The following is a 17,059-nucleotide window of genomic DNA, read 5'->3' as shown; positions in this document are numbered from 1 at the left end:
TTTTCCCTTAACCCTTTAAATTGCACTTCCAGCTTTCCATTAAATTAAAAAATGGAAAATCCCGGATATAAGTAGTAGCAGAGTTCAGGGATTTCGCCAGCTAGCTTTTCAACTGTTTTTCCAGCCAGTCACAAATTTGATTTAGCGCTTTGTCAAAACTGGCAAAAACCGGCTTGGCCTGAATCGCCAGCGTCTTGCCCTGCGAGGAGGAGTTAGCGATCAACTGCGCGTCCGCTTCCGGACCGAAAATATCATCCGGCCAATAAGCCGCCAGCATCGGCGTTGGCGTGCGGCGGCCGAGCAAACCTTGCACCTTCAGCGAGTAGCGATTGAGCTCAATGCGCAGATTGCTGTCAGAAGTGGAAGACATACCGAGGCGGCTCGCCAGCATATCCATGTACATATCCGGCAACTGCTGCTGTTGCTGCGCATCGACAAACACGCTGTGCACCATCGCCCCCAGCGTCGCTACCGCGCGTACTCGCGGCACTTCCAGATAGGCCAGACGCGTCGCCACGTTGGCACCGAAACGGTAGCCCAGCAGCGCCACGCGGGTGTGATCGATCCACGGCACATTGCTCAGCTCACGCAGCACCTGCTGATGCACCTGGCTGGTGTCCTGATTGAGCATCCATTTGCTGCTGAAGCCTACCGACGGCATATCCAGCGTCAGCATGGCGATACCGCGCGGCGCGAGATAGTCATGGAACAGGCGATAGTGATCGCTTTGCAGCGAATCAAGCCCACCGCACAGCAGCACCGTGGGATATGGCGCTTCGGCCTGCGCTGGCATGTGCAGGAAGCCGGTTACCGGACTCCCGCCGCTCATGGGGAAGGTCAGGGATTTCAGTTCGCCCGGCAGACGCTGCGTGGCCTCTTCGTAGGCGCGATTGGCCAGCACCTGCGCCTGATCCGCCAGCTCATCGCCTTTAATATAAGGATAAGCCGCGAGGCTGAACAGATTGGCGGCGTGCAACCAATGCTGACCGGCGTCGTCATGGTTCTCGCTTTCTAACGCGCGCTGCTGCCAGATGGCTGCCTGCTTCGACCACTCGTAATTCCAGTTGCCGCCGCGATAACCAATCACGGTATCGAGCAGGGCTTCATTGGTGCGCTCAAACTCGCTCACCGCAATACGCGCCAGCACTTCGCTGATCTCCTGCGGCGACAACCCGCGCCACGTCCACAGCAACTTGTTCAGCATGCGATACCAGCCGCGCTGCGTATCGCCTTCAAGGGCGTTGTGCACCTGCACGGCGGCGTGATGCTGGCGGTGCACTAATGAGGAGGTTTCCGGGTGTTTAAAACGCGGTTTGAACAGTTCTTCGCTCAGGTTTTTATCAGACATCTCAGCTATTCTCCTGCCAACAACGTGGCGATGGCTAAGAGTGTACTGCACCCGTGATACGCGCGCGAGGCGCAGAAAGCACAACGCCCGGCATAACCGGGCGTTGTTTGCGATGCATCAATCAGGCGCCTTTAACGATTGGCGGGATGTAGACCACGCCCATGTCCCACGGCTGCTCGATCCAGGTGTTCTGCGGGATATCGACAATGTAGTCGTCCACCAGCGCGCGGCCAGCTGGCTTGGCGAAGATGGTGCAGAAACGCGCTTTTGGATACATATCGCGAATCGCCTGCGCGGTGCCGCCGGTATCCACCAGGTCGTCAATGACGATGAAGCCTTCACCGTCGCCTTCGGCACGCTTCAGCACTTTCATTTCGCGCTGATGATCGTGATCGTAGCTGGAGATGCACACGGTATCGACATAGCGAATACCGAGTTCACGCGCCAGCAGCGATGCCGGAACCAGACCACCACGGCTTACCGCGATGATACCTTTCCACTGTTCCACAGGAAGCAGGCGCTGGGCCAGTTTACGGGCATGGATTTGCAACATGTCCCAGGTTACGACGTATTTTTCGCTCATATAAAGGAATCCCGGCCAAGAAACTTGGCTTAAAAAATATGCAAGGGGGAAAAGGTTGCGCGAGATTATAAGGATCTGACGCCTTAAAAACCAGCATCTGTCTTACTGGTTGCAGGTTTTTAGCGCGCCTGATTACGCACCCGGCGAGAAACAGTGATATTCTCAGGCCCATCACGTCAGATGCTCTGACGACGATTTTTACTGGAAACCCGCGTGCGTGCGGTCTGTCCGCCACGCTGACACAGGAGATGCATGGTGTCTGAATTGTCGCAACTTTCACCCCAACCGCTGTGGGATATTTTTGCCAAAATCTGTTCCATTCCGCACCCTTCTTACCACGAAGAAGCACTGGCCGAATACGTTGTGGGCTGGGCAAAAGAGCAAGGTTTTTGGGTTGAGCGCGATCAGGTTGGCAACATCCTGATTCGTAAACCCGCGACCGCCGGTATGGAAAAACGCACGCCGGTGGCGCTGCAGGCGCACCTTGATATGGTGCCGCAGAAGAACAATGACACGGTGCACGACTTCACCAAAGATCCGATTCAGCCGTACGTTGATGGCGAATGGGTGAAAGCGCGCGGCACCACGCTGGGCGCGGATAACGGCATTGGTATGGCGTCTGCGCTGGCGGTGCTGGCTGATAACAGCCTGATCCACGGCCCGATTGAAGTGCTGCTGACCATGACCGAAGAATCGGGTATGGATGGCGCCTTCGGTTTACAGCCGAACTGGCTGCAGGCCGACATTCTGATCAACACCGATTCGGAAGAGGAAGGTGAGATCTACATGGGTTGCGCCGGTGGTATCGACTTCATCACCACCCTGCCGCTGACGCGTGAAGCAATTCCTGCGGGCTATGAAACCCTGAAGCTGACGCTGAAAGGCCTGAAAGGCGGTCACTCCGGTGCTGACATTCATCACGGTCTCGGCAACGCCAACAAGCTGCTGGCACGCTTCCTGGCGCTGCACGCGCGTGAACTCGATGTGCGTCTGATCGAATTCACCGGCGGTACGCTGCGTAACGCCATCCCGCGTGAAGCTTTCGCTACGCTGGCGATCGACAGCCATAAAGTTGATGAACTGAAATCGGCTGCGGCCCATTTCCAGGCAACGCTGCTGAACGAACTGGGCATGAAAGAGAAGAACATCGCCGTCGTCGCTGAGTCGCTGGCGCATCAAGGCCAGGCGCTGAACGCTGATAGCCGCGATCGTTTCCTCAACCTGCTCAACGCCACACCAAACGGCGTGATCCGTAACTCTGACGTAGCGAAAGGCGTGGTGGAAACCTCGCTCAACGTTGGCGTGGTGACTATGGATCAGAGCAATGCCGAAATCATCTGCCTGATTCGTTCACTGATCGATACCGGCAAAGATTGGGTGGTTGAAGTGCTGACCTCGCTGGCCGATCTGGCCGGGGCGAAAAGCGCACCTAAAGGCGGCTATCCGGGCTGGCAGCCTGATGCCGATTCACCGGTAATGGCGCTGACGCGTAAAACCTACGAAGCGCTGTTTGGCAAAACGCCCAACATTCAGGTGATTCACGCCGGTCTGGAGTGTGGTTTGTTCAAGAAGCCGTATCCGAACATGGATATGGTTTCGATTGGCCCAACCATCACCGGCCCGCATTCGCCGGATGAACAGGTTCACATCGAAAGCGTGGGTCTGTACTGGAAACTGCTGACCGCGCTGCTCAGCGTGGTGCCAGAAAAAGCGTAAAGTTTACGCGATGATGACAACCAGGCTGCGGCCTGGTTTTTTTATGTCTGCGGGTCAAGATTGTTTGGTCACCCTAAATGGCGACCGCCTTTTTAATGCCATGCCAATCGCCAGCACAATCCTCTAAGAGTTGTCTTACCACCCGCGCATTTCACCAGCGCTGACTCGCCCGCCAGTTTTAGCTATCGGTATATCCAGATGTCTGGATGGCTAATAACATTCCGTGCTAGCTTATGCCCTTTCGTTCGTTGCCCAGCGTGATGGTTCAGGAAAAAATGCCCCCAACTCAACTAATTAAAGGCCCGGCTCAATGAGTGCGATCAACCGCCTGGAGATGCGTAATATCTCCATCGCCTTTGGCGGTTTCGCCGCGTTAGCGCAGGTGGATTTTCTGACCGAAGGCGGCTCGGTGCACGCGTTAACCGGCGCTAACGGCGCCGGAAAATCCACGCTGATGGCAGTGCTGGCTGGCGCACACGATCATTACAGCGGTGAGATTCTGCTGGATGATGTGCCGGTAAATATTCGCTCACCGCGCGATGCCAAAAAGCTCGGCATTCATCTGGTGCAGCAGGAAGTGGATGTGGCGCTGGTGCCACAGCTCAGCGTGGCAGAAAACATTCTGCTCGATCGTTTAGCGGAGCCAGGTCACGCCTATAACTGGCGCCAGATTCGCCGCCAGGCGCGTGCGTTACTGGCGCAGTTGGAAGTGAACATTGACGTTAATCGTTTAGTGGAGCGCTGCTCGCTGGCGGAGAAACAGCAAATCCTGCTGGCGCGCGCCCTCTCCCATCACTGCCGCTTCCTGATCCTGGATGAACCCACCGCGCCGCTCGACCAGCATGAGAGCGAGCGCCTGTTTACCGTGGTGCGCCGCTTGCAGTCCAGCGGCATTGGCGTGGTGTTTATCTCGCACCGCATTCATGAACTGAAAGCGATTTGCGACCGCTTAACGGTCCTGCGCGATGGTCGTCTGATCGAAAGCAGCCCGATGGCGGCGCTGAGCGGCGAGCAGATCGTGGAGAAAATGTTGGGACATCGGCTCGACGATGTCTTTCCGCCGCGTCGCGCCCGTACGCCGCAGCCGCTGCTGCTGTCGGTGGAAGGCTTACACGACGATCGGTTACTGCAGGATATTTCGCTGCGTCTGCATAAAGGCGAAATCCTTGGCATTGCTGGTCTGGCGGGCGCAGGTAAAACCGAGCTGTGTAAAGCGCTGTTTGGTGCCAGCAAAAGCCGCGTGACGCAGGGTGAACTGCACGGCAAGCCGTGGCGACCGCGTTCACCGCACGACTCGGTTGAAAACCGCATGGCGCTGGTGCCGGAAGAGCGCCGCAAAGAGGGCATTTTCATTGATGAACCGGTAAACATGAACCTGAGCATCAGCGCGGATAACAGCTTCTCACGCTGGAGCCTGTTTGGTCATCGTCAGGCGTGGCGTTGGGCGGAAGAGGTGATTCAGCGCCTGAATGTGCGTACCACCGGACCGGGGCAAATTCTGCGTCGACTGTCGGGCGGCAACCAGCAAAAAGTGGCGATTGGCAAATGGCTGCGCAACAACGCCGATGTGCTGATTTTTGATGAGCCAACGAAAGGCGTCGATATCAAAGCCAAAACCGACCTGTTCACGCTGATCGATGGCTTAGCGCGCGAAGGCAAAGGCATCATTTACGCCTCGGGCGAGTTTTCTGAATTGGTCGGTCTGTGCGACCGCATTTGTGTGCTCTGGGATGGGCGCATTGTGGCAGAGATGGAGGGCACAACAGCCACAGAAGAGGCACTTCTGCTTTATTCCACCGGAGGAACACCTGCGTGAGCAGCAAACAACTATCCCTAAACCCGCAGCCTTCTCTGCGCCATCAGCTGTTTGATTTCCTTTATAAGTGGGGCATGTTGCTGACGGTGGTGATTCTGATTGCCGCATTTGGTCTCGCTTCGGACAGCTTCCTCGAGCCGACCAACATCATCAACATCCTGCGTTCCATCGCCATCGTCACGGTGATTGCGATTGGCGTGTCGATTTCGCTGACAGTGGGCGGCTTTGATCTGTCGGTGGGATCCACCGCCTCGCTGGCCAACGCGCTGGTGATTTCGCTGTTCGTCTGGCACGGCTTTGGCACCACTGAAGCCATTATCATCACATTGTTGCTGTGCACCCTGGTTGGCTTGTTCAACAGCTTCCTGATTGTGGTGCTGCGCATTCCCGACATGCTCGCCACCCTCGCCACGCTGTTTGTGATTCAGGGCGTGGCGATGACCTACAGCTTTGGCGGCTCCATTACCGAGAATATGGTGCTGCCGAGCGGCGACATGGCCGAAGGCACCATTCCTGCAACCTTTGGCCTGCTCGGCCAGGTGCCGACCATCGTCATTATCATGCTGGTGGTCACCATTGTGGCGCAGCTGGCGTTGTCGCTGACCAAGCACGGCCGTCGTATGTATGCGCTGGGCGGCAATCCGGAAGCGGCGCGTCTCTCCGGCATTCGCACCACGCGCTATCGCGTATTGGCGTATGTGCTGGCCTCGCTGCTGGCTGGTCTGGGCGGTATTCTGCTGGCGTCACGTATCGGCTCTTCGCAGGTGAATGCCGGCGGCGGTTATCTGATGGATGCCGTAGCCGCGGCGTGGATCGGCTTCTCGCTGGCCGGTTCGGGTAAGCCCAATGCGTTGGGTACCTTGGTGGGCGCTATCATTCTTGGTGTGTTGCAGAACGGGCTGGTGATGTTGTCGGTGCCCTATTACGCGATGGACATTATTAAAGGTCTGGTACTGGCGCTGGCGCTGGCGATGACTTACATCCAGCGCCGTTAAGGCGCGTTTAATCAGAAAGAGATCATAATGAAAAAAATTACCCTTTCGCTGCTGGCGGTTAGCCTGCTCAACGCCAGCGCCGCCTTCGCCGATGCCACTGTGCCTGCGGTGATCGCTAACCATGAAGGCCCGGTACGCATCGCCATCATCCGCAATCTGGGCTCCGATGATAACACCACGCAGTTTGTTGCCGGTGCAATTCAGCAAGGCCGCCAGCTGGGCTTTAAGGTCAGCACCTTCCTCAGTAATGGCGACGATGCGCGCTTCCAGGATTTCGTTAACCAGGCTATTAGCCAGAAATATGACGGCATTATCCTGTCGCACGGTAAAGATCCCTATTCGACTGCGCTGGTGCAACGTATCGCCGCTGCGGGCATCAAGCTGTCGGTGTTTGATACGCCGGTCAATACGCCGGTGGATGGCGTCACCGTGACGGCGCAGGATGATGCTTCTTTGGCTCAGGAATCGCTGGGACAGATCGTTAAAGATTTCAACGGCAAAGCCAATATCATCAAACTGTGGGTGGCGGGTTTCCCACCGATGGAGCGTCGTCAGGTAGTGTATGAAAAAGTGCTCAAGGAGAATCCGGGCATCCATCAATTGGAAACCATTGGTGCCGTTTCCTCTGACGTGCAAGGCGACACCGCCAATAAGATTGGCGCGATTCTGGCGAAATATCCGAAAGGTAAGATTGATGCAATTTGGGGCGCCTGGGATGCCTTTAGCCAAGGCGCGTATAAAGCCCTGCAGGAGAATGGCCGTACCGAAATTAAACTTTATAGCATCGACGTATCCAATCAGGATCTGCAGTTGATGCACGAAAAAAACAGTCCTTGGGTGCAAACCGTGGCAGTGGATCCAAAAACCATTGGCGCGGTGAATATGCGTTTGGTAGCGAACAAGATTGCAGGCGAAACCACACCGGCGACTTACGAGTTTAAAGCGTCATCAATTTCCCAGCAGCAGCTGAACAGCCAGCAAGGCGCGGTCAATGTGGCGTCGCTGAATAAGATCATTCCAGGCTGGGGCGAGAACAGCGATTTCATTGCGCCGTGGTTTGCGACGCTGGAAGATAAGTACGGTAAGAAGTAGTTTTCCCTCACCCTAACCCTCTCCCACAAGTGGGAGAGGGAACCGATCGGCGCGGTTTGCTTTTCCCCCTTCTCCCGCTTGCGGGAGAAGGCCGGGATGAGGGACAGCGCGCACATTCTCACAACCCCAGCAACAACTGCCGTTCCAGTTGCGGATCCACCATCGTGACATGCAATCCTACCAGTCGTACGCCGCGCCCAGCTCGGCGTTCATCCCATGCCTGGCGCGCAACCGCGATCATGTCGTCCTTATTCAGCACCGGCCAGACATGCTCCTGCGTGGTTTGCTGGAAATCATTGAATTTGAGTTTCACCCCTTGCCGGGCGATCTGCTTATCCGGCTTGATGGCGGTTAAGCGACGATCCAACTCGGCATAGAGAAAATCAATAATCTCCAGACACTGTTCCCAGCTGTGAATATCTTCCATCAGTGTGCGCTCAACGCCGAGCGATTTGCGTTCGCGCTCGACCACCACATTGCGCTCATCCACGCCATTGCTGCGCTCCCACAAGATACGGCCAAACTTGCCAAAGCGTTTAAGCAGCAAAGCCAGATCGGCACGCTGCACATCGGCGCAGGTGCGCAATCCCATCTCTTCCAACTTTTTGGTCGCCACTTTACCCACGCCAGGAATTTTGCTCAGCGGCAGCGTGAGTAAAAAATCAGACATTGCATCAGGTGTAATCACATATTGCCCGTTGGGTTTGTTGAGATCGGAAGCGATCTTGGCGAGGAACTTGATCGGCGCGATCCCGGCGGAAGCGGTTAACCCGGTTTCACGCAGGATATCGGCGCGAATTGCCTGCGCCATCAGCGTGGCCGAACCGTGGCAATGCAGGCTATCGGTGACATCCAGATAGGCTTCATCGAGTGAGAGCGGTTCAATCAGCGAAGTGTAACGCGAGAAGATATCGCGAATTTGGCGAGACGCTTCTTTATAAGCATCAAAGCGGCCAGGCAGCAGCCGCAGATTCGGGCAAAGTTTGAGCGCCATGCCGGTTGGCATCGCGCTACGCACGCCATATTTACGTGCTGGATAGTTCGCGGTGCTGATCACGCCACGCCGTTCACGGCTGCCGCCAATCGCAATGGGGATATCGCGCAATGACGGATCATCGCGCATTTCCACTGCTGCGTAAAAGCAGTCCATATCGACATGAATGATTTTCACGTTTGCCACTAATCCAGTATCAATCGAGACCTCAATATATTACTGGATATTTGTACAGATGCAAAAGTATTGGCAACGCTAAAAAGCAAGATTAAAACAGGCGACGAATCTCCATGCCCTTATCGGTTCTCTTTATCTCAAGACGTTTATTTTGCGGGTGCTGAGCGATACCGAGTTCACCGAACATATCGACTTCATAGCCTAAAGCACGCTTTAGCAAATTGAGCAGACGATTACGTTTGGGGATCAGGCCTGGCAGATAATCGCCCCAGACTTCGAACAAAATGGCGGGATAACCTGAGCTCCCCAGCCACAGACGTGCACCTTTAAGCACCTCCAATTCGAGCCCTTCGACATCGATTTTAACCAGGTGCGCCGCGGGCAATTTCAGGCTATCGATGGTAGCAATGCGCACGGATTCACAGGTGGTGATGTCAGTGCTGAGCATCTTCTGCTGCGCACGAATATCAGCATCCAGCGACAGCGCCCCAACATTCACTTCGTTTTGCATATCCAATACCGGAACGTCAATTTCCCCATTGACATCACCAATTGCCATCTGCATAGCATGACAGTGAAACAGCTGATTGCTGAACAGATTGGCACACAGTTGATAGTACACCTGGCGTTGCGGTTCAAAGGCATACAAGATGCCACCTTTAGTGCGAATATGATCGCCCATCGGTACCGACCAGGCACCTAAGTTCGCCCCCACATCGACCAATACCGGACGCTCAATACCTTCAATCAGCAATTGTGCAGTTTGCAGCGTTGTTGGCTCCCATGCTTTGCCGCTGCGTAAGTGTGCATTGATCATGTCAGGACCGGACGACAACATGTAGTGCAGATTTTCCACCTGATAAAGGGACGGGCGAGTGACGAGATCCATGAGTTTTTTACCTGTTGAAAATGACTGGCGCAGTATAGATACGCCATCGTTTTCAACACCCAAGACATGTCTTATTACTCGTCAGGATTAAATCGTTTTGAAGCCAAGCGTAAAAAGGCGATTTTTTTTGTCCATCTAATTAAAGTTTACAAATTAGTGGTCGTATTCCTTTTAGGAACGCGCCATTTTCTCGGACACTGGCTTGATTAAAAGCCAGACAATGTTAATGTTGCGCTGCGATAGCGGATATTTCCGATAATGCAATACCCGGACGCTTAGCGTCATCGTCTCTCTTCAATTCAAGGTATCTACAGAATGGGCAGAATCGCATTAACGCTTGCGATGATTCTTATGCCGGTCCTTAGCTGGGCAATTAACCCCGAGCCGACGCAACCGCTGGCTCCGGTGAGCAAAGAGTTAAAGAAACAACTAATTGGCACCCCGGTTTTTATTCAGATTTTCAAGGAAGAGCGTACGCTGGAACTGTACGGCAAAATCGGTAATGAATATCGTCTGCTGGACAGCTATCGCATCTGTAATTTCTCTGGCGGTTTAGGACCTAAACGTCGTCAGGGCGATTTCAAAAGTCCGGAAGGCTTTTATAACGTCAAGCTGAATCAGTTGAAACCAGATAGCCGTTTCTATCGCGCTATTAATACCGGTTTCCCGAATCAATACGATCGCGCTAAAGGTTATGACGGCAATTATTTAATGATTCACGGTGATTGCGTATCGATTGGTTGCTACGCGATGACCAATGCGTCAATGGATGAGATCTTCACCTACACCAATGCCGCGCTGCGCAATGGCCAGCAGGAAATTCAGGTCAACATCTATCCATTCCGCATGACCGACAGCAATATGCAACGTCATAAATACTCGACGTACATTAACTTCTGGCGTGAACTGCAGCCGGGCTATGCGTACTTTGCCAAGTACCGCGTGCCGCCAACGGTGAATGTGACGGCCACCGGCCAATATGCGGTGAACAGCACACCGGTGATCTCTACACCGGATGCTGCTTCGAAATCATTCCTGGCGCTCACCCAGGCAAAATAACGCCCACTCGCCTGGCACTATCCGGTGCCAGGTTTCATTGCCTGTCAGCGGTTGCGTGGCAATCACCGTCACCACATCTTTCGGCGTCGTCTGCTGCTGAAAATCAATCTCCACATCCTGATCGAGCAGCGTGGCTTTGCCAAACGGCGCACGGCGCGTAATCCAGTAGAGATTGGTCGAACAAAACGCCATCAGGTAGCGCCCATCCGATAACAACATGTTGAACACGCCCTTCTCACGCATTTCCGCTGCCAGCTCGGCAATGTAGCGGAACACCGCTGGCCAGTTGCCCGGCGTGCGTGGATAGCGCTCGGTCAGTTTGTGCAGCATCCAGCAGAACGCTTTCTCGCTGTCGGTTTCGCCAATCGGACGGAATGGCCCGGTATCCAGCTGACGGTAACCTTTAAGCTGACCATTGTGTGCGTAGGTCCAGTTGCGGCCCCAAAGCTCACGCGTGAACGGATGGGTATTTTCCAGCGACACTTCACCGCGATTCGCCTGGCGGATATGCGCCACCACCGAATGCGATTTGATCGGGTATTCCTGCACCAAACGGGCAATCGGCGAATTAAAGCTCGGCTGCGGATCTTTGAAGGTGCGGCACCCTTTTCCTTCGTAGAACGTGATGCCCCAACCATCTTTGTGCGGCCCGGTTCCACCGCCACGCTGCACCAGACCGGTAAAACTGAAACAGATGTCCGTGGGGACATTGGCGCTCATCCCGAGCAATTCGCACATAGCAACCGCCTTAAGTTAGATCCTCTCGCACGCGGCGAGAGGAACGCATCATGACTTAACCATCTCTTTTTCAATCAACAGCATCAGGATATGGATCACTTTGATGTGGATCTCCTGAATGCGGTCGGCATAGCCAAAGTGCGGCACACGAATTTCGATATCCGCTGAACCTGCCATCTTGCCGCCATCTTTGCCGGTCAGAGTAATTACTTTCATGCCTTTCGCGCGCGCAGCTTCTACGGCTTTGATGATGTTGGCAGAGTTCCCGGAAGTAGAAAGCCCCAGCAGCACATCGCCTTCGCGACCTACCGCTTCGATGTAGCGCGAGAACACGTAGTCGTAACCAAAGTCGTTGCTGACGCAGGAGAGATGGCTGACATCAGAAATGGCAATCGCCGGGTAGCCAGGACGGTTTTCACGATAGCGCCCAGTCAGCTCTTCAGCAAAATGCATGGCATCGCAGTGCGAGCCGCCGTTACCGCAGGAGAGCACCTTGCCGCCCGCTTTAAAACTGTCGGCCAGCAAAACTGCAGCGCGCTGAATCGCGTGAATGTTAGCGTCGTCACTCAGGAAGTTGTTAAGCGTATCGGCTGCTTCATTGAGCTCTGAGCGAATAATGTCCTGATACATAGGGATGTCCTTTAGAGGAAAGATTGACCCGGCAAGTTTAACGGAATGGGGCTATGTCGCAAAGCGCCTGCATCCAGTAAAAGCGCGGCGCTTTGAGGAAGTTTGGCAGTTGTTGCGCATCGTGCAACGAATTTGTGAGATGTGTTGTAATTGCGATGTAAACAGATTGATAAATTTTGCCCCATATTCTAAACCTACACCCATAACAGGTCAGACCTCTTACTACTTATGGAGTGGTTCATTATGTTGGTTGCCTCAATCGTTGCGACGCTAATCCTGCTTAGCGTGTTGTTCTACCACCAAATTTCTCTTCAGCTGAGCAGCGTGATTCTGCTGCTGTGGACCGGCGCGCTGGCGGCCGCTGACGTGTGGACACCGTGGATGCTGCTGCCGCTGGCGATCATCCTGCTGCCGTTCAACCTGCCAGTGATGCGCCGCAGCATGTTCTCGAAGCCGGCGCTGCACAGCTTCCAGAAAGTGATGCCGCCGATGTCACGCACCGAAAAAGAGGCGATCGACGCCGGCACCACCTGGTGGGAAGGGGATCTGTTCCGCGGCAAACCGGACTGGCAGAAGCTGCATAACTACCCGCAGCCACGCCTGACCGAAGAGGAGCAAGCCTTTATTGATGGCCCGGTAGAAGAAGCGTGCCGCATGGCGAATGACTTCGAAATCACACACGAAATGGCCGATCTGCCGCCGGAGTTGTGGGCGTATCTGAAACAGCATCGCTTCTTCGCCATGATCATTAAGAAAGAGTATGGCGGCCTCGAATTCTCCGCTTATGCGCAGGCGCGTGTGCTACAGAAACTGGCGGGCGTCTCTGGCATTCTGGCCATCACCGTTGGCGTACCCAACTCACTCGGTCCAGGCGAACTGCTGCAACATTACGGTACCGATGAGCAGAAAGATCATTATCTGCCACGTCTGGCGCGCGGAGATGAGATCCCGTGCTTTGCGTTGACCAGCCCGGAAGCGGGTTCGGATGCGGGCGCCATTCCTGATACCGGCGTGGTGTGCATGGGTGAATGGCAAGGTCAGCAAGTGCTGGGCATGCGCCTCACCTGGAACAAACGCTATATCACGCTGGCACCGATTGCCACCGTGTTGGGCCTGGCGTTCAAACTCTCTGATCCGGATCACCTGCTGGGCGATACCGAAGAGCTCGGTATTACCTGTGCGCTGATCCCAACGCACACGCCTGGCGTAGAGATTGGCCAGCGCCACTTCCCGCTTAACGTGCCGTTCCAGAACGGTCCAACGCGCGGTAAAGACATCTTCGTGCCCATCGATTTCATTATCGGCGGCCCGTCGATGGCCGGTCAAGGCTGGCGCATGCTGGTGGAGTGTTTGTCAGTGGGTCGCGGCATTACGCTGCCTTCGAACTCAACCGGCAGCCTGAAAAGCATTGCGCTGGCGACCGGTGCGTATGCGCACATCCGCCGTCAGTTCAAAGTCTCTATCGGTAAAATGGAAGGGATCGAAGAGCCGCTGGCGCGCATTGCCGGTAACGCTTACGTGATGGACGCTGCCGCGACGCTGATCACTAGCGGCATTATGCTCGGTGAAAAACCGGCGGTGCTGTCGGCGATTGTGAAGTATCACTGCACCCATCGCGGTCAGCGCGCCATTATCGACGCGATGGATATCGCTGGCGGTAAAGGCATTATGCTGGGCGAAAACAACTTCCTGGCGCGTGCTTATCAGGGCGCCCCGATCGCCATCACCGTAGAAGGCGCTAACATCCTGACGCGCAGCATGATCATCTTCGGCCAGGGTGCCATCCGTTGCCATCCGTGGGTGCTGGAAGAGATGAACGCCGCAGCGAAAAACGATCTAGTAACTTTTGATCGCGCGCTGTTCAGCCATATCGGCCACGTTGGCAGCAATAAAGTGCGCAGCCTGTGGCTGGGCTTAACCGGCGGTCGCACCAGCGCCACGCCAACCCGCGACGCCACGCGCCGCTACTATCAGCATATCAACCGTTTAAGCGCCAACCTCGCGCTGCTGTCAGATGTGTCGATGGCGGTGCTGGGCGGCAGCCTGAAACGTCGTGAACGCCTCTCGGCGCGTCTCGGCGATGTGTTGAGCCAGATGTATCTGGCGTCGGCTACCTTGAAACGTTATGAGGATGAAGGCCGCAACGAAGCTGATTTGCCGCTGGTGCATTGGGGCGTGCAGGATGCGCTGCATCAGGCCGAAGTGGCGATGGATGATTTGCTGCGCAACTTCCCGAACCGCATGGTGGCAGGTGCACTGCGAATGGTGATTTTCGCCGGTGGTCATCACTGCCCGGCACCATCGGATAAACTGGATCACAAGCTGGCGAAACTGCTGCAATTACCTTCCGCGACGCGCACCCGTTTGGGCCGTGGTCAGTATCTGGCACCAAGCGCACATAATCCGGCGGGTCAGCTGGAGCAGGCGCTGCAGGATGTGATGGCCGCCGAAGTGATTCACGATCGTCTGTGCCAGCAGCAGAAAAAACACCTGTCGTTCACCCGTCTGGATGCGCTGGCGCAGCGTGGTCTGAAAGAGGGCTGGATTGATGAGAATGAAGCGCAGGTGCTGATCCGTGCTGAAGCCAGCCGCCTGAAAGCGATTAACGTCGATGATTTTGCGCCGGAAGCGCTGGCGGTGCCAAAGCCGCAGACGAAAACCAATTCGCGAGCCAGTGAAGCCGCATAAAACACAAAAGCCTCCGCAGGGAGTAATGCCAGTCAGTTAAGCCTGACTGGCATTTTTTCTTTTGGCTGTCGGGTACTTCCAGGGCCTCTCTTTCACCACTCTCGGGAACGACCTCTCCCGTCGCCCTGGCAGTTTGACTATCTGCGCCATCGCGCCCACATTTTTCACCAGTTCCGGGATCCGCCCCGGTAACGCGCCCTCAAGCGTCCAGAGCAGCTTCATTACCCAAGCCGCAGACTCGCTGAAGCTCAGCTGATTAGGCCAGTATCCCTTAAGCGTCGACGCCATTTTTATCATCTGATATCTCACCAGATTATACGCAAGCAGCACGCCCCACAGCTCCTGACGCACCTTCTCCGGTTTTTTGCTGCGCAGCGTCAGCCGGTTATTCTGCAGCCCCTGCTTGATTTCCCGATACCGGAGCTCTCTACTTCGGCGACGGCGCGCACGGCGGCTTCACTGCAGCTGAGTTTGGTGGCGGCGTTCTTAAAATCCTGATCGGTTAGCGTCTGCGACATAACGAATATCCTGTTTGTGTCGCACGTCTTGCGCCAAAGGGGGGGGGTTGTTCGTTGAGATTCTATGCCTCTCGTTGTTGTTTTAACAACGCCAATAGCAAAGCGTGATCGTAAAAGCTGTATTGATTACCAACTCTAATTATTTCTGGTTCTGACAATCTGAGGGATGTAACATAAACCTCAGTTACTACATGGATTAAAGGTTAGGGATTAACGATGCCAATTATCGGTAAGATGATTTTGAACGGCGCAGATTTCGTGCCGTTGAATCTGTATGGCGTGGGCGTCTTCATGGCGTTTTCCGGGAAAGGTGCCTACAGAAATATTCCTGCATGTATGGCCGTCCCAAACGTTGGGCCTATCCCACCGGGTAAATACTGGATTGTTGAGCGTGGGAGGGGTGGCCTGCTTTCATGGGCTAAGGCAAAGTCACAGGATTTATATAACCGCGTTTTTAACGGTGCTGAATTTGATCGCGACGAATGGTTTGCTTTATATCGTGACGATCTGAGCATTGATGATGAAACGTGGATTAATGAAGTCAAACGCGGATTATTTCGCCTCCATCCCGGCCGCGTATCTGAAGGATGTATAACTCTCCACCTTAATTCAGACTATGCGCTAATTCGTAATGCCCTTCTGAGAACAGCGCCGATCCCGGTTCCTTGCATGAAAAATTTAATGGCGCGCGGATACATTGAGGTGGTTGCCGGTGGTTATTCAAACACTTGCCCGTAGAGCGGCCAAAGTCGCTTGTTTTCTCGCGCTGATGCTCGTTGTCGCCCGTACTCTGGGCCCGCCAGAGTTATGGCTTAACGAACAATTAGCCTTGAAAATCGGCCAAATGATCTACGGGAATGAAGAGATTGGAGCGGATCGTTTTTACGACATCTATTTCTACATGTCCGTATGCACAGTGATTCCCATCACGGTTGTTATTTACATTTTAACAATGAAGTTAATCAAAAAAATAAGGAGCAAATAAATGCCAATTCCTCCGTATATGTGGCTTAAAGACGATGGTGGCGCGGATATTAGAGGTTCTGTCGATGTTCACGAACGTGAAGGCAGCATTGAAATTATCGGCCTGAGCCACGGTATTAACCTGCCGGTAGACACCGCTAACGGCAAAATAACCGGCACGCGCCAGCATTCATCAATGATGATCGAGAAAGAGGTGGATAGCTCAACGCCTTATCTCTATAAAGCAGCGGCCACCGGCCAGACGTTGAAAAGCGCCGAAATTCGTTTCTACAACATCAGCGATGCGGGCCAAGAGGTGTGCTATTACACCGTGCTGATGGAAAACGTGAAAGTCACCGGCGTTAACTGCGGCGTGGCCAACACAAAACTGTCGGGCAATGACAAGCTGAACCACACGGAAAGCGTCAGCCTGCAGTATGAAAAAATCACCTGGCGTATTGTGGATGGTAATATCCAGTACACGGACGCATGGAACGAACGTCCTTCTGCGTAATCCGTTAGTAATTAACTTTCACTCAGCAAATAAAGTTTTTCCAATGAACTTCGAAGAATTTTATGCCTTGCCACAGTCTGAACGTGACAAAATGATCGCAAGCCCTGATGTTTTTAGCATCGACTTAAACGTTCACACCGATAAGATTGTGCGTGGCCGCCTGGATGACATCAACGCAGGGAAAATTACTGTCATTGAATCGTCCCTTCAGCTGTTACCGAATGAGCCGGGTGTTGAATACATCGTTATGAAGCTAAAAAATCCAGCTTAAACGTGAAATAAATAAAAGCCCCGGAAACGGGGCTAATGCCAGTCAGTTAAGCCTGACTGGCATTTTTT

Annotated in this window: 17 protein-coding genes and 1 pseudogene; 10 read left to right on the top strand and 8 right to left on the bottom strand. The window is 54.3% G+C overall.

Annotation, left to right across the window (positions count from 1 at the left end):
* Positions 1-100: 100 nt before the first annotated feature.
* A complete protein-coding gene (frsA, locus tag RTM06_RS18270; protein WP_312184092.1) occupies positions 101-1,348 on the bottom strand; it encodes an esterase FrsA in 1,248 nt (415 codons plus the stop codon).
* A 121-nt stretch (positions 1,349-1,469) separates the two neighbouring features.
* Positions 1,470-1,931, bottom strand: a complete 462-nt coding sequence (gene gpt, locus RTM06_RS18265) for a xanthine phosphoribosyltransferase (RefSeq protein WP_008108942.1) — start codon at positions 1,929-1,931, stop codon at positions 1,470-1,472.
* A gap of 255 nt (positions 1,932-2,186) precedes the next feature.
* Here gpt and pepD point away from each other — a divergent pair, with 255 nt between their 5' ends.
* The 4 genes from pepD to RTM06_RS18245 all read left to right on the top strand — a co-directional run bounded on the left by pepD (position 2,187) and on the right by RTM06_RS18245 (position 7,550).
* The gene (gene pepD, locus RTM06_RS18260) at positions 2,187-3,647 is read left to right on the top strand and encodes a beta-Ala-His dipeptidase (RefSeq protein ID WP_312184108.1); all 1,461 of its coding nucleotides are present in this window, start codon (positions 2,187-2,189) and stop codon (positions 3,645-3,647) included.
* Between the two features lie 310 nt (positions 3,648-3,957).
* Complete coding sequence (locus tag RTM06_RS18255; protein WP_312184090.1) at positions 3,958-5,463, top strand: sugar ABC transporter ATP-binding protein; 1,506 nt, start codon at positions 3,958-3,960, stop codon at positions 5,461-5,463.
* Complete coding sequence (locus tag RTM06_RS18250) at positions 5,460-6,458, top strand: ABC transporter permease (protein ID WP_312184088.1); 999 nt, start codon at positions 5,460-5,462, stop codon at positions 6,456-6,458. The genes RTM06_RS18255 and RTM06_RS18250 overlap by 4 nt, the downstream gene beginning before the upstream one ends.
* A gap of 27 nt (positions 6,459-6,485) precedes the next feature.
* The gene (locus tag RTM06_RS18245) at positions 6,486-7,550 is read left to right on the top strand and encodes a sugar ABC transporter substrate-binding protein (protein WP_312184086.1); all 1,065 of its coding nucleotides are present in this window, start codon (positions 6,486-6,488) and stop codon (positions 7,548-7,550) included.
* A 118-nt stretch (positions 7,551-7,668) separates the two neighbouring features.
* Here RTM06_RS18245 and dinB read toward each other — a convergent pair whose 3' ends face one another.
* Positions 7,669-8,721 carry a DNA polymerase IV gene (gene dinB / locus RTM06_RS18240; RefSeq protein ID WP_312184084.1) on the bottom strand — a complete coding sequence of 351 codons (1,053 nt, stop codon included), beginning with the start codon at positions 8,719-8,721 and terminating at the stop codon, positions 7,669-7,671.
* 91 nt (positions 8,722-8,812) lie between these two features.
* The gene (locus RTM06_RS18235; protein ID WP_312184081.1) at positions 8,813-9,610 is read right to left on the bottom strand and encodes an FkbM family methyltransferase; all 798 of its coding nucleotides are present in this window, start codon (positions 9,608-9,610) and stop codon (positions 8,813-8,815) included.
* Between the two features lie 315 nt (positions 9,611-9,925).
* Between RTM06_RS18235 and dpaA the strand changes: the two genes are divergently transcribed.
* Positions 9,926-10,669, top strand: coding sequence for a peptidoglycan meso-diaminopimelic acid protein amidase (gene dpaA / locus RTM06_RS18230; RefSeq protein ID WP_154153769.1), 744 nt, complete (start codon positions 9,926-9,928; stop codon positions 10,667-10,669).
* Here the strand turns inward: dpaA and RTM06_RS18225 are convergent.
* Positions 10,640-11,407, bottom strand: coding sequence for a class II glutamine amidotransferase (locus tag RTM06_RS18225; RefSeq protein WP_312184078.1), 768 nt, complete (start codon positions 11,405-11,407; stop codon positions 10,640-10,642). The genes dpaA and RTM06_RS18225 overlap by 30 nt on opposite strands.
* Positions 11,408-11,455: 48 nt before the next feature.
* Positions 11,456-12,037, bottom strand: a complete 582-nt coding sequence (gene lpcA / locus RTM06_RS18220; protein ID WP_256695708.1) for a D-sedoheptulose 7-phosphate isomerase — start codon at positions 12,035-12,037, stop codon at positions 11,456-11,458.
* 243 nt (positions 12,038-12,280) lie between these two features.
* Here lpcA and fadE point away from each other — a divergent pair, with 243 nt between their 5' ends.
* Positions 12,281-14,725: an acyl-CoA dehydrogenase FadE gene (gene fadE / locus RTM06_RS18215; protein ID WP_312184075.1), complete on the top strand. Its 2,445-nt coding sequence runs from the start codon at positions 12,281-12,283 to the stop codon at positions 14,723-14,725.
* Between the two features lie 36 nt (positions 14,726-14,761).
* Here fadE and RTM06_RS18210 read toward each other — a convergent pair.
* Both RTM06_RS18210 and RTM06_RS18205 read right to left on the bottom strand, forming a co-directional pair.
* Positions 14,762-15,151: pseudogene (locus RTM06_RS18210) on the bottom strand (IS4 family transposase); the annotation flags it as partial.
* Positions 15,103-15,243 (bottom strand): hypothetical protein, encoded by a 141-nt coding sequence (locus RTM06_RS18205; RefSeq protein ID WP_256695706.1) that lies wholly within the window; start codon positions 15,241-15,243, stop codon positions 15,103-15,105. The gene RTM06_RS18205 and the pseudogene RTM06_RS18210, both read right to left, overlap by 49 nt.
* 216 nt (positions 15,244-15,459) lie before the next feature.
* Between RTM06_RS18205 and RTM06_RS18200 the strand changes: the two genes are divergently transcribed.
* The 4 genes from RTM06_RS18200 to RTM06_RS18185 are packed head-to-tail and all read left to right on the top strand — an operon-like array spanning position 15,460 to position 16,991.
* Positions 15,460-15,981 (top strand): DUF2778 domain-containing protein, encoded by a 522-nt coding sequence (locus RTM06_RS18200; RefSeq protein ID WP_312184073.1) that lies wholly within the window; start codon positions 15,460-15,462, stop codon positions 15,979-15,981.
* Positions 15,956-16,228 carry a hypothetical protein gene (locus tag RTM06_RS18195; protein WP_312184071.1) on the top strand — a complete coding sequence of 91 codons (273 nt, stop codon included), beginning with the start codon at positions 15,956-15,958 and terminating at the stop codon, positions 16,226-16,228. The genes RTM06_RS18200 and RTM06_RS18195 overlap by 26 nt, the downstream gene beginning before the upstream one ends.
* Positions 16,229-16,720 carry an Hcp family type VI secretion system effector gene (locus RTM06_RS18190; RefSeq protein ID WP_101762526.1) on the top strand — a complete coding sequence of 164 codons (492 nt, stop codon included), beginning with the start codon at positions 16,229-16,231 and terminating at the stop codon, positions 16,718-16,720.
* A gap of 43 nt (positions 16,721-16,763) precedes the next feature.
* A complete protein-coding gene (locus tag RTM06_RS18185) occupies positions 16,764-16,991 on the top strand; it encodes a hypothetical protein (protein ID WP_256695703.1) in 228 nt (75 codons plus the stop codon).
* Positions 16,992-17,059: the final 68 nt, after the last annotated feature.

It is taken from the genome of Pantoea sp. CTOTU46764, from assembly GCF_031974595.1.
In the GTDB taxonomy this organism is placed as follows: domain Bacteria; phylum Pseudomonadota; class Gammaproteobacteria; order Enterobacterales; family Enterobacteriaceae; genus Pantoea; species Pantoea trifolii.
Note: the sequence above shows the minus strand (reverse complement) of the source record. Positions and strands in the feature narration are given on the sequence as shown.

Excerpts from the sequence above, each read along its gene's own strand:
- frsA (WP_312184092.1), bottom strand. The coding sequence starts at position 1,348 with ATGTCTGATAAAAACCTGAGCGAAGAACTGTTCAAACCGCGTTTTAAA.
- gpt (WP_008108942.1), bottom strand. The coding sequence starts at position 1,931 with ATGAGCGAAAAATACGTCGTAACCTGGGACATGTTGCAAATCCATGCC.
- RTM06_RS18255 (WP_312184090.1), top strand. The coding sequence starts at position 3,958 with ATGAGTGCGATCAACCGCCTGGAGATGCGTAATATCTCCATCGCCTTT.
- RTM06_RS18245 (WP_312184086.1), top strand. The coding sequence starts at position 6,486 with ATGAAAAAAATTACCCTTTCGCTGCTGGCGGTTAGCCTGCTCAACGCC.
- RTM06_RS18235 (WP_312184081.1), bottom strand. The coding sequence starts at position 9,610 with ATGGATCTCGTCACTCGCCCGTCCCTTTATCAGGTGGAAAATCTGCAC.
- dpaA (WP_154153769.1), top strand. The coding sequence starts at position 9,926 with ATGGGCAGAATCGCATTAACGCTTGCGATGATTCTTATGCCGGTCCTT.
- RTM06_RS18225 (WP_312184078.1), bottom strand. The coding sequence starts at position 11,407 with ATGTGCGAATTGCTCGGGATGAGCGCCAATGTCCCCACGGACATCTGT.
- lpcA (WP_256695708.1), bottom strand. The coding sequence starts at position 12,037 with ATGTATCAGGACATTATTCGCTCAGAGCTCAATGAAGCAGCCGATACG.
- fadE (WP_312184075.1), top strand. The coding sequence starts at position 12,281 with ATGTTGGTTGCCTCAATCGTTGCGACGCTAATCCTGCTTAGCGTGTTG.
- RTM06_RS18205 (WP_256695706.1), bottom strand. The coding sequence starts at position 15,243 with ATGTCGCAGACGCTAACCGATCAGGATTTTAAGAACGCCGCCACCAAA.
- RTM06_RS18200 (WP_312184073.1), top strand. The coding sequence starts at position 15,460 with ATGCCAATTATCGGTAAGATGATTTTGAACGGCGCAGATTTCGTGCCG.
- RTM06_RS18190 (WP_101762526.1), top strand. The coding sequence starts at position 16,229 with ATGCCAATTCCTCCGTATATGTGGCTTAAAGACGATGGTGGCGCGGAT.
- RTM06_RS18185 (WP_256695703.1), top strand. The coding sequence starts at position 16,764 with ATGAACTTCGAAGAATTTTATGCCTTGCCACAGTCTGAACGTGACAAA.